This is a genomic window from Nostoc sp. (assembly GCF_041747015.1).
Classification (GTDB): domain Bacteria; phylum Cyanobacteriota; class Cyanobacteriia; order Cyanobacteriales; family Nostocaceae; genus Nostoc.
On record NZ_JBGTFY010000267.1, the window covers coordinates 1 to 11,145 of the forward strand.

An 11,145-nucleotide genomic window follows, 5' to 3' on the forward strand; every position below is an offset into this window, starting at 1 on the left:
TCCCAATTTGCCCGGCGCTCGCCGACGAAAGTGCAAGGTTTTTGAACCTCTGGATGCTATAGTCTTGCACTTGCTTGGTGAAAAAATGCTCAAAACCCTTACCTAGACTATGTTTCACTTTTGTTCAGCAAGCCCTAGTTATTCTTTCTTTCCCTGCTCCCCCTGCTCCCCCTGCTCCCCCTGCTTCCCCTGCTCCCTCATCTCCTCACTCATCCCCTGGTTCAATAATTCGCTGGAAAAGATAACCAGTACCCCGCGCTGTCAGAATCAATTCTGGATTGCTCGGATCATCTTCTAACTTTGCCCGCAAACGGGATATATGCACATCCACTACACGGGTATCAACATGACGTTCTGGTGTGTAACCCCAAACTTCTTGCAAAATTTCCGAACGAGAAAAAGCTTCTCCTGAGCGACTGACTACCAACTCTAATAAGCTGAACTCCATACCCGTCAGTCGAATTCGTTCATCACCTTTGTAGACTTGTCGCTTATTCGTATCGATTTTAATATTAGCGACATGGATTACCCCAGAACTAGGGATGCCAGAAGCACCGTTTTTGTCTACGCGCCGCAACACCGAACGAATTCGAGCTTCTAGCTCCTTGGGGGAAAATGGTTTAACTACGTAGTCATCAGCACCCAATTCTAGCCCGGTAATGCGATCGGCTACATCCCCCAAGGCTGTTAACATAATAATGGGGACATCTGATTCTTTTCGTAATTCTTGACATACACCGTAGCCGTCTAGCTTTGGCATCATTACATCCAAAACTACCAGGTCAGGAGCAGTTTTACGAAAAGTTTCCAAAGCTTCTTCCCCGTCGCCAGCCGTCACTACATCGTAGCCAATCATGGAAAGGCGCGTTTCCAAAATCCGGCGAATGCTGGCTTCGTCGTCTACCACCAAGATTTTTTCTTTATGACTTTCCAAGTTTCTCAAGGCTCCTTCACTAAAAATTTACATGATTAATTTTTAATACCATAATATTAAGATATCATTCCATCAATTGATTTGGAAAAAGCTCTAGATACTACTATTATTGGTTTTTAGTTTTTTTCAAGAATTCAGTAAATATTAAGATTAATTAATAATATTTAAGAATGGCAAAACCAAAAACCTTTTTCGTTTGTAACGATTGTGGGGCAGAATCACCTCAGTGGTTTGGTAAGTGTCCAGCTTGCGGCACGTACAATTCTCTAGAAGAGCAGATTACTATCCAGTCCTCAGCAGATGTTCCGAGTCGGGGGGGAGTAAGTAGTTGGCAATCAACTCAAACCAATAGCAAATCTCACGCTAAACCAGCTAAAGCGCGAGCTTCTTTAACATTTGACCAAATTACCGATCGCCAAATCGCCCGGTGGGAGTCTGGTTATGAAGAATTGGATCGGGTACTTGGGGGTGGGATTGTCCCCGGCTCTATGGTGTTGATTGGTGGTGATCCGGGTATCGGTAAATCTACTTTATTGCTGCAAGTATCAAATCAATTAGCCCAAAAATATCGCATCCTTTACGTAACTGGTGAAGAATCGGGACAGCAGGTAAAATTACGAGCTTCTCGTTTGGGAGTATCAAAAAACGTAAGTGTGGTTAATGAGGAGAATGTGACAGTAGTAGATACTACACTTCCCATAGACCCTGACAGTATAGGCGCAGACTTATATGTACTGCCAGAAACAGATTTAGAAGAAATTTTACGGGAAATAGATTCTCTAAAACCAAACGTGGCGGTGATTGATAGTATTCAAACGGTGTTTTTTCCGGCGCTGACTTCTGCACCCGGTTCGGTAGCTCAGGTACGGGAATGTACCGCAGCACTGATGAAAGTGGCGAAGCACGAAGATGTCACAATGCTGATTGTGGGACACGTTACCAAAGAAGGAGCGATCGCTGGGCCGAAAGTTTTAGAACACTTAGTTGATACAGTATTGTATTTTGAAGGCGATCGCTTTGCCTCCCATCGGTTATTACGGACAGTTAAAAACCGCTTTGGCGCAACTCACGAAATCGGCATTTTTGAAATGGTAGCGGAAGGATTGCGAGAAGTATCCAATCCCTCAGAGCTATTTTTAGGCAACCGTGACGATCCGGCTCCTGGTACAGCGATTGTCGTGGCTTGTGAAGGGACTCGCCCCATTGTTGTTGAGTTGCAAGCTTTGGTTAGTCCCACTAGCTATCCTTCGCCTCGGCGGGCTGGAACTGGCGTAGATTATAACCGCCTAGTGCAAATTCTCGCCGTCTTAGAAAAACGGGTGGGAATTCCCATGTCCAAGTTAGATTCTTACGTTGCTTCTGCGGGTGGGTTGAATGTGGAAGAACCAGCAGTAGATTTGGGAATAGCGATCGCGATTGTTGCTAGTTTCCGCGATCGCATCGTCGATCCCGGTACAGTACTAATCGGTGAAGTTGGGTTAGGGGGACAAGTGCGATCGGTTTCCCAAATGGAACTGCGGTTGAAAGAAGCAGCTAAGTTGGGATTTACACGAGCGATCGTGCCAAAAGGCACAAAATTCCCCGACCTTAATATTGAAATATTACCAGTGTCTAAGGTAATAGATGCGATTATCGCCGCCATTCCTCACCAGGAACTAACAAACGACGATTTAGAACCCGATGAAGATGATTGACACTCCCCGCGCTAAAGCAACGGGGATTCTTAAATCTTACAACTGCAATTGCAACTGCTCAAAAAATATCCGCTTTTCAGGCATTGCCTTGGATGTGCGGTTCCTGCCCTCCCCCCGTTTGCCTTTCGGCGGGGGGATGTCTTTGTACTGGCTAGGCGTAACTTCCGACGAGTCCCGTCGTAGGTTTTTATGTCTTGTACTGACAAAATTAAGATTTGCTCGGCTTAGAATTGTTCTGGATGCCTGAGTGTCGGCATGATCGATGTGTCCGCATTGAACACAGATAAATTTTTCACCGTCTCGATTATCTTTGCTGATGTGACCACAGACTGAACATTCCTGACTCGTATATTTTGGATTAATCCCCAGTACTGGTTTGCCGGATTTAATTGCTAACCATGCAATTTTAGAAAATAGTTCACCCCAACTAGCATCACTAATTGAACGATTCAATTTTTAAGAGAGTTGGGGGAATCTAAAACAGTCAAACACCAGGGTAAAATCCCAGACTTTAACACTACACCAAAGGAAACCCGATTATGACAGCCCTCACCCAAGACTACCAAATCACTTGGGAAAAACTACCCGATGATTACGTACTACCAAACGATCCAGTGGATAACATCAACCAACCTTTCCTTGCTGCGGCCTTAACAGAAAGCTTAGAAATTGCTGGCAAACTCCCCGAAAAAGCCCTAACTCCAACGAATTACGGCATTTGCGCCACCTTGAATGGCAAAATGGTCATCAAAGCTCCTGATTGGGCATACATACCTAATATTCGTGTTGAACGCGAAGAGGTAAAACGCAGTTACACTCCTCAGCTACAAGGAGAAATACCAGTAATTGTGATGGAATTTATTTCCGATACACAAGAGACAGAGTATTCTGTCAAAGCGACATATCCCCCAGGAAAATGGTTTTTCTACGAGCGCATCTTAAAAGTACCAAACTACATCATCTTTGAGCCAGATAGCGGGAGTTGCGAGAGCTATCGCTTACAAACCACAGAACAGTACATATTGCAAGAGCCTGATGAAAATCAACGCTACTGGATAGCGGAAATGAATCTTTATTTGGGTGTATGGCAAGGTATGCGTGAAAACCGCACAGGAAAGTGGTTACGGTGGTGGGACGAACAAGGAAACCTACTACTCTGGGGTTTAGAATTAGCTGAACAAGAACGACAACGTGCTGAACAGGAACGACAACGTGCTGAACGACTAGCAGCACAATTGCGGGCGGCGGGGATTGAACCAGATATGTAATCAAATGTTTTAGGAACGAGGGACGCTAGACAAATGAGCGATGTCTAAGGCGAGTTCTCTCTCTACGATTAGGTTATGCGTAGCTTGCTTAAGAGCATAGCGATCGCTAACGTCCATAATTAAAATATTCCCCTCCATACCACTTAATTATGACTATTGCCAGTCAACCCCAACTAACTTTAGACGACTTCCTCAAACTGCCGGAAACTGAACCAGCATCAGATTTTATTAACAAGGAAATTATTCAAAAACCCATGCCTCAAGGTGAACATAGCCGAATCCAAGCTAAATTTTGTAATTTCATTAATGACGTAACTGAAAGTCAAAAAATTGCTTACCCTTTCCCCGAACTCCGATGCACCTTCGGCGGCGCTTCTATCGTCCCTGATGTGTCTGTATTTCGCTGGGATAGAATTCCTAAAACTCCATCTGGCAGAATTGTTAATCGCTTTGAAATTCATCCCGACTGGGCAATTGAGATTCTTTCCCCAGATCAAAGATTAAAAAAAGTGTTGAGTAAGTTATTGCATTGTTCACGCAATGGTACTGAACTAGGCTGGTTAATCAACCCAGAAGACGAAAGTGTGATGGGGGTCTTTCCTGGACAGCGAGTGGAATTATACGAAAGTGCTGATAAATTACCCATCCTGGAGGGTATTGAGTTGGAACTGACAGTAGAACAGGTTTTTGGGTGGCTGAGTTTGACATAAAAAAGCGATCGCTTTTAGTTTCTAAGGTTCAAATTCATCTATACCAAATAAAAAAGTCTATATTATCGTACTTTTATGGAAAATCAGCTAGGATTTATTCTAAAATTGCTTTTACTTTCAGCTTTGGTATCGGTATTGATTAAGTATGCAGCGCCAAGTCTATCAATTTCGGCAACGGCAACTAATGCGTTAATTATAGTTTTCTTGCCGATTGCGATCATAGCGGTCGCGCTACTGTGGCGATTCCAAGCACAGAAACAAAATTAACTCAAATTATCTACGCACAAGTGGCTAAAATCAGCTAATCTAGCTGAATTACCAGAAAATTGCATCTCGCCAACCGTTGGGAGTCAGCCTGTGAACCTCGGTCAATGGATCGGCTTAATCGCCATACTTTTATCTTTATACATATTGTGGCAAATTCGGGAAGTGCTTTTGCTGATGTTTGCCGCAGTTGTGTTAGCCACCACCTTAAATCGGCTAGCAAAACGCTTCCAACGCTTAGGTATGAGGCGTGGATTCGCCGTCCTCCTGTCAGTAGCTATCTTTTTGGCAGGCGTCGTGGGGTTTTTCTGGCTAATCGTGCCACCTTTTGCACAGCAGTTTCAAGAACTAACTAATCAGGTTCCTAAAGGATTTGGCCGCTTTAATACTTGGCTTGATGCCCTGAGAACTCGTATTCCTAGCCAGTTAGTTCCTTACATCCCAGATATCAATAGCCTCATCCAACAAGTACAGCCCTTCGTCAATCGGCTACTGGGAAACTCCTTCGCTTTTGTATCTGGCTCTTTGGAAGTCGTCCTCAAGATTTTGCTAGTGTTGGTTTTAACAGGAATGATGTTAGCCGATCCTCTAGCTTATCGCAAAGTATTTGTGCGGCTTTTCCCCTCATTTTATCGGCGACGGGTAGATGGGATATTAGATAAATGTGAAGTCTCTTTGGAGGGATGGATTACCGGCGCTTTCATTGCTATCTGTGTAGTCGGGCTGATGAGTCTGATTGGCTTATCAATTTTGGGTATAAAGGCAGCACTAGCTTTAGCGGTTTTAGCGGGATTTTTCAACTTGATTCCCAACTTAGGCCCAACAATTAGTGTGATCCCAGCGATAGCGATCGCTTTCTTAGATGAACCTTGGAAAGTTGTGGCTGTCTTAATTCTCTACGTTATTATTCAACAGGTTGAGAGCAATTTCATCACACCCATTGTCATGGCGCAACAAGTCTCATTGCTACCAGCTATAACCTTAATCGCCCAACTATTTTTCGTCACTTTCTTTGGCTTTTTAGGATTATTTCTAGCACTTCCCCTAACTGTTGTTGCTAAGATTTGGCTGCAAGAAGTTTTGATTAAAGACGTTTTGGATGAATGGGGAAATAATCATCAACAAGAGACTGAATTGGTAATAGTTTCTAAATCCCCTGGAGTAGATGATAATTGGACAGCAGAAAATCCAGATATTAATGAGAAGCCATCGATTGATAATGATGTCTTGAAACCAGAAAATTAGTCACTCGATTTTTGATTAATGAACAAATAGGAATAGTTAGATGGAAGCTCACAAAATTGAAGCTGTTTTAACTGAAGATGGAACTTTGATGCTGCGGGGCTTACCCGACTATTAGCACGGATCAACGATAATTCGATCAATTAGTGTACCTCATAACTTCGGGAAGTGCTGTATATGCTGACTACTCCCCATTCCCCAGGAAGCGCTAGCACTGATAAAATGCGAACAATTGCGGAAATTAACGACAAAATCAGCCGCCAACGTGCGGTAGTATTGACAGCCGAAGAATTAAAAGCACGAGTTTTAGAAATTGGTGTTATTAAAGCTGCTAAGGAAGTTGATGTAATTACCACTGGCACCTTCGAGCCGATGGAATCAAGTGGGGCAATTATCAATCTCGGACACACTGATCCCCCAATAAAAATCCGCCGTTGCTGGTTAGATGGCGTGCCAGCCTACTCTGGCTTTGGGGCAGTAGATTTGTATTTGGGTGCAAGTTGTGCTATGGAAGCAATGGACGGGGAAGAAGTCCGAGAACGCGGCGGCGGTCATGTAATCGAAGATTTGATCGCTGGTAAATCTATACACGTAAGAGCGCAAGGACAAGTAACAGATTGTTACCCCAGAGCAACTTTTGAAACTACCGTCACCAAAGAAACGATTAATCAGTTTTATTTATTTAATCCGCGTAATCTTTATCAAAATTTTATTGTTGGTGTGAATGGTGGCGATCGCCCACTTTTCACTTATCTCGGTCCTTTACAACCACGTCTGGGAAATGCCGTTTACTCTAACCCTGGTGCTATTTCCCCCCTACTCAACGACCCCGATTTGCAACTCGTTGGCATAGGTACTCGAATTTTTTTAGGCGGTGGTGTCGGTTATGTGGCTTGGGAAGGCACTCAGCACTTTCCCTTACAAAAGCGTTTAGCAAATCGTACACCCATTGGGCCTTGTGCCACTTTAGCTTTAATTGGTGATGCCAAGCAAATGAATGCCCATTGGGTAAGGGGTTGTTACTTTAAAAGTTATGGCCCTTCCTTGATGCTAGGTGTTGGTATACCACTCCCTGTATTAAATGAACAAGCAGTTGAACACTGTGCCGTACAAGATAAAGACTTAGTAGCTCCAATAGTGGACTTTTCTATTCCCCGGCGCGTTCGTCCTACCTTTGGTTTAGTGAGTTACGCCCAACTTAAGTCTGGGCGGATCACTATTGAGGGCAAAGCAGTACGCTCTGCCCCTCTAGCGAGTTTGTTTTTTTCTAGGCAAGTTGCCCTAGAGTTAAAACAGTGGATTGAAGCAGGTACGTTTACCCTCACAGAACCAGTTTCCCCAATTCCAATGGAGCGTTCTTTTCTACCCCAAGACCGTTGGACAGATTTTTAATTCTGGGGATTGGGGCTGGGAAAGAGTTTTCCTCATGCCCCATGCCCTAATCTTGAGTTGATTTCGGTCGCTTAATGGGTTTAGGAACGGGCGTTTTTGGTATAGGTTTTGATACCACAGAGGCATCGCCGCCTGCGCTTGTTTTCTTGACAGGACGCGGAGTTTCACCACTGCGTTTGCTGGGGAATGGTTTTCTAACACCAGTACCACCACCACTACCATCACGAGGACTACCTTTAAATGGTGGTCTGCGTTTTTTGGGCAAGTCAGCGATCGCCTCAGCTTTTTCTACTACCAAAACGTCAGCTTCTCGCTTGGCTTGGAAGTCCCAGAATTTCCCTACCGCTTTGGTGGTCAGCACACCCCTCAATTTCAACTTAAAATACTTGGGTTTATCAGTTGGTTTGCGTGCAGCCTGCCTAATTTTAACTACCAAGCTCTTAGCGTCAAAAGACTGGTACACTACTTCACCACGAACAGAAAAACCACCATCTGCAACTTCTGATGAGGGTATCGGGGCAGTTGTACTTAGTTCAGAGTTCTCGGATAAGCCATCATCGGGCGTCTGTAACTCTTGCAACTCCAAATCTGGCTCCTCTTCATCTGTGGAGTTTTTAGCCAGATTTTCTGGCTCCCAAACTCCGACGATTTGGATGTGCAAGGTATCGTTTTCTTGCCTTGTGCGTGGATATACCACCCATAAATGTTCTTTTTCTAAGTCTAGGTGATTTTTGACCAGACTCATAATCCGACCTAATAGGACGGCATTGAGTTCTACACCATCTGCGGTCAGCAGCGTGCCTTGAGTAAATTGTTCGCTGCTAGCATGATAGCGACCCCGGACTAACCCGATCGCTCGATACTGCATCGGTTCACTAGGAGGCGGAATCGGTTGCTGTCGATTGGCGAAGTTGCCATTTGAGTCAGTCTCGCTGGGGTTAACAGGCGAATTTTCAAGTTTAGAGGACTGGACTGCTGCTATATGATGAACATTAGCGGCTGTCTCTATGTTAGTTTGGCCTTGGTTAGAGGCAGAAGAATTGGAGGATTCAGGCAATGGCATCAGGTCGGAATTCATAAAAACTCCTTGCGGCACAGACACATCCCATTGTGGGACTTTACAAAGGCAGATGAAAAGGGCGTTTGTGCGATTGATGAAAGTCTATTTGCTTTCTCCAAAGTCACACCAGAGTACTCTACACAATCCTAAAGGCGCTAAATTTGGTGTTTACACACTAAATGTGTAATTTAGCGCCTTTACACTAGTTTTGGAAGCATATCGAAGCATATCATAGGTACAATTTTTACGGCTCCTCCTAAAGTCATCACTTACTTTAGCAGTGTAGATAGTTAATTGTTATAAAATTCACAGGCAATTGGCAGTATTCCGCAAAGTTTTGGAAATTTTTAACTTTACGATTTGTGTAAATGATAATGTCATTAGAGTTCAGGAGAAAGACAAAACTGTGTCTCAACCGCGCAATCGCTGGATAGTTCAAATCATCTTGGTGCTGGCAGTTCTTGCTTTTGTGGGTGTTTCGGTGATTCCCATAATTGGAGCATTTAATAATACGCCACCCTCAACCCAGAATACTGCTAACATCAGAGGCAGTTTGCCCTCCTCTGACCAAAAATCAAAACTGGAAGACGAAGTTCGGGGTTATGAACTGGTTTTGCAAAGGGAACCAGAAAATCAAACCGCGCTCAAGGGCTTATTAGAGGCGCGGTTACAATTACTAAGTCAAAAAGAGAAAGGTGAGATTAAACCATCTGATATCCAAGTCGTCATTGAACCTTTAGAAAAACTAGCCAAGCTGAATCCCGATCAGTCAGAATATGCAGTGTTACTGGCTCAAGCCAAACAGCAAATTGGCGATCGCGAAGGAGCTGCTCAAGCTTATCGCTCGATTTTATCCACAAAACCAGGCGATTTGAAGGCTTTGCAAGGAATGGTGGCTCTGTTGATCAGTCAGCAACGCCCCGAAGCAGCCATTGGTTTGCTGCAAGAAACCCTTTCTAGCGCAACTCAAGCAAATACAATCCAGCCTGGAAGTGTAGATACAGTAGCCGTACAAGTGCTGTTAGGTTCTGTTCACGCTTCCCAGCAACGCTATGCTCAAGCTAGCTCTGTATATAATCAGGCAATTAAGAAAGATCCTAAGGATTTTCGCCCTGTTGTGGCAAAAGCCATGCTCTTGAAACAACAGGGTAAAGATGCAGATGCAAAACCTTTGTTTGATAGTGCGGCAGCTTTAGCACCTGCTCAATACAAAGACGAAATTAACAAAGCTGCAACTGCTTCCCCAATTCCTAATCCGGCTGCATCTCCCGCGCCTTCAGCGGAAAGTACTCCGAAGTAATTAATGGGCATGGGGCATGTGGCATTGGAAAAACTCTTCCACTTGTCCCCTCGTCCCCTCTGCCCCTCAGGCTCCTTCAATGGCAGCAACCACGCCAAAAACCAAAAACAGGCATCCGCCCATAAAGGTGAGTTGACGCTCAGAAATGCGTCCGGCAATCATTTTGCCACCGATAACAGCGATCGCAGCACAAATGGCGTGTCCTAAAATTGCACCTATTGTCACTCCAATTGGATTATTACCTGCTGCTAGGGCAATGGTGGCAATTTGGGTGCGATCGCCCCACTCTGCCATAAATGTCAACACAAAGGCTTCTATGACAATTGCTAAGGAGGTCTTTTGTTTTGGTAGCTGCAAATCTGCTTTTTTCACCGCAGTTTCGGCCTCTTCTACAACTTCTGTAGCACAACTAGAGGCGGACATCTTGCTAGCGTCATATAACAGCTTGATACCAAAAGCGATAAATAAAACTATTTCGGCGTAGTGAATATAAATTTTTGGTAAGAAAGATACCGCTTGTCCAAATAGCACCGAAAGAATTGTCATCGCTGCTAAAGCAGCTGTCACACCTATAAATACCAGCCGCCGCGGGTGGTGCATTGCCAAAATTACAGCAATAAAAAATGTTTTATCGCCTAGTTCTGAAACTGTAATTAATAATAAACCTGCGGTAAAAGCTGTTAACACTCTCTCAAGCTCCTGAAGAATCGTTTACCGATGTGAAGCTTGATGAGAACCAAAAGACCTCACCAAGTTTACACTTTTCGGTGTGAACTCAGTGAAGGTCTCGCTTTCAAATATTTATTACTTGCCATCTGAACCAGGCTCATCGCCAGTATGTTGATTCAGATGTACTGGCTTTTATTTTTCTGCCAGCAGCTACTCCCCTTCTACGTAATTAAAATTATACATCTGTTCCAGCTAAAAGTCAAGGGGGTAAGGAATCAGGGCTATTTCATTCTAGACATAAACCGCCCAGAACTAAAGTTCCTTTTCTTATAGCTAAAGTCCGTTTTAACGGACTATAACATGAGTCTCAGTCGCCTTTAGACGACTTTCGCTATTAGACTCAGAATTCATTCTGAGGCGGACTAGATGAGAATGATAATCGTGTGTGGGGAGAGGGGAGGAGGCAAGCGACGCTTGCCTCCTCCCCTCGATTTGATTATCATTATCTTTAAGGTCTTTGACCACTTAAATAGGATATGAAAAGGTATTGTAACGAGAGAATAATTTTGTCAAAAGTGGGCTTAATTCTTAGGTAAATTCAATTATCAAACG

Annotated in this window: 12 protein-coding genes; 7 read left to right on the forward strand and 5 right to left on the reverse strand. The window is 44.0% G+C overall.

Annotation, left to right across the window (positions count from 1 at the left end):
• Positions 1-205 precede the first annotated feature (205 nt).
• On the reverse strand, positions 206-934 hold the full coding sequence (gene rpaB, locus ACEW80_RS21915) for a response regulator transcription factor RpaB (protein ID WP_373528631.1): 729 nt from the start codon (positions 932-934) through the stop codon (positions 206-208).
• A gap of 170 nt (positions 935-1,104) precedes the next feature.
• Here rpaB and radA point away from each other — a divergent pair, with 170 nt between their 5' ends.
• Positions 1,105-2,628 (forward strand): DNA repair protein RadA, encoded by a 1,524-nt coding sequence (gene radA / locus ACEW80_RS21920; protein ID WP_373528621.1) that lies wholly within the window; start codon positions 1,105-1,107, stop codon positions 2,626-2,628.
• A 36-nt stretch (positions 2,629-2,664) separates the two neighbouring features.
• On the opposite strand, the gene ACEW80_RS21925 is transcribed toward radA, so the two are convergent.
• Complete coding sequence (locus ACEW80_RS21925) at positions 2,665-3,081, reverse strand: zinc ribbon domain-containing protein (protein WP_373528622.1); 417 nt, start codon at positions 3,079-3,081, stop codon at positions 2,665-2,667.
• Between the two features lie 86 nt (positions 3,082-3,167).
• Here ACEW80_RS21925 and ACEW80_RS21930 point away from each other — a divergent pair, with 86 nt between their 5' ends.
• A complete protein-coding gene (locus tag ACEW80_RS21930) occupies positions 3,168-3,896 on the forward strand; it encodes a Uma2 family endonuclease (RefSeq protein WP_373528623.1) in 729 nt (242 codons plus the stop codon).
• 9 nt (positions 3,897-3,905) lie between these two features.
• Here the strand turns inward: ACEW80_RS21930 and ACEW80_RS21935 are convergent, their stop codons facing one another.
• Positions 3,906-4,034: a hypothetical protein gene (locus ACEW80_RS21935; protein ID WP_373528624.1), complete on the reverse strand. Its 129-nt coding sequence runs from the start codon at positions 4,032-4,034 to the stop codon at positions 3,906-3,908.
• 11 nt (positions 4,035-4,045) lie between these two features.
• On the opposite strand from ACEW80_RS21935, the gene ACEW80_RS21940 reads away from it, so the two are divergent.
• From ACEW80_RS21940 to ACEW80_RS21955, 4 genes are all read left to right on the forward strand, one after another.
• Positions 4,046-4,606, forward strand: a complete 561-nt coding sequence (locus ACEW80_RS21940; RefSeq protein WP_373528625.1) for a Uma2 family endonuclease — start codon at positions 4,046-4,048, stop codon at positions 4,604-4,606.
• Between the two features lie 75 nt (positions 4,607-4,681).
• Complete coding sequence (locus ACEW80_RS21945) at positions 4,682-4,873, forward strand: hypothetical protein (RefSeq protein WP_373528626.1); 192 nt, start codon at positions 4,682-4,684, stop codon at positions 4,871-4,873.
• Between the two features lie 90 nt (positions 4,874-4,963).
• Positions 4,964-6,115: an AI-2E family transporter gene (locus ACEW80_RS21950; RefSeq protein WP_373528627.1), complete on the forward strand. Its 1,152-nt coding sequence runs from the start codon at positions 4,964-4,966 to the stop codon at positions 6,113-6,115.
• A gap of 219 nt (positions 6,116-6,334) precedes the next feature.
• On the forward strand, positions 6,335-7,504 hold the full coding sequence (locus ACEW80_RS21955) for a homocysteine biosynthesis protein (RefSeq protein WP_373528632.1): 1,170 nt from the start codon (positions 6,335-6,337) through the stop codon (positions 7,502-7,504).
• A 46-nt stretch (positions 7,505-7,550) separates the two neighbouring features.
• On the opposite strand, the gene ACEW80_RS21960 is transcribed toward ACEW80_RS21955, so the two are convergent.
• Positions 7,551-8,582, reverse strand: coding sequence for a hypothetical protein (locus ACEW80_RS21960; RefSeq protein WP_373528628.1), 1,032 nt, complete (start codon positions 8,580-8,582; stop codon positions 7,551-7,553).
• Positions 8,583-8,970: 388 nt separating this feature from the next.
• Here ACEW80_RS21960 and ACEW80_RS21965 point away from each other — a divergent pair, with 388 nt between their 5' ends.
• On the forward strand, positions 8,971-9,864 hold the full coding sequence (locus ACEW80_RS21965) for a tetratricopeptide repeat protein (RefSeq protein WP_373528629.1): 894 nt from the start codon (positions 8,971-8,973) through the stop codon (positions 9,862-9,864).
• 66 nt (positions 9,865-9,930) lie between these two features.
• Here ACEW80_RS21965 and ACEW80_RS21970 read toward each other — a convergent pair whose 3' ends face one another.
• Positions 9,931-10,551, reverse strand: a complete 621-nt coding sequence (locus ACEW80_RS21970; protein ID WP_373528630.1) for a TMEM165/GDT1 family protein — start codon at positions 10,549-10,551, stop codon at positions 9,931-9,933.
• Positions 10,552-11,145: the final 594 nt, after the last annotated feature.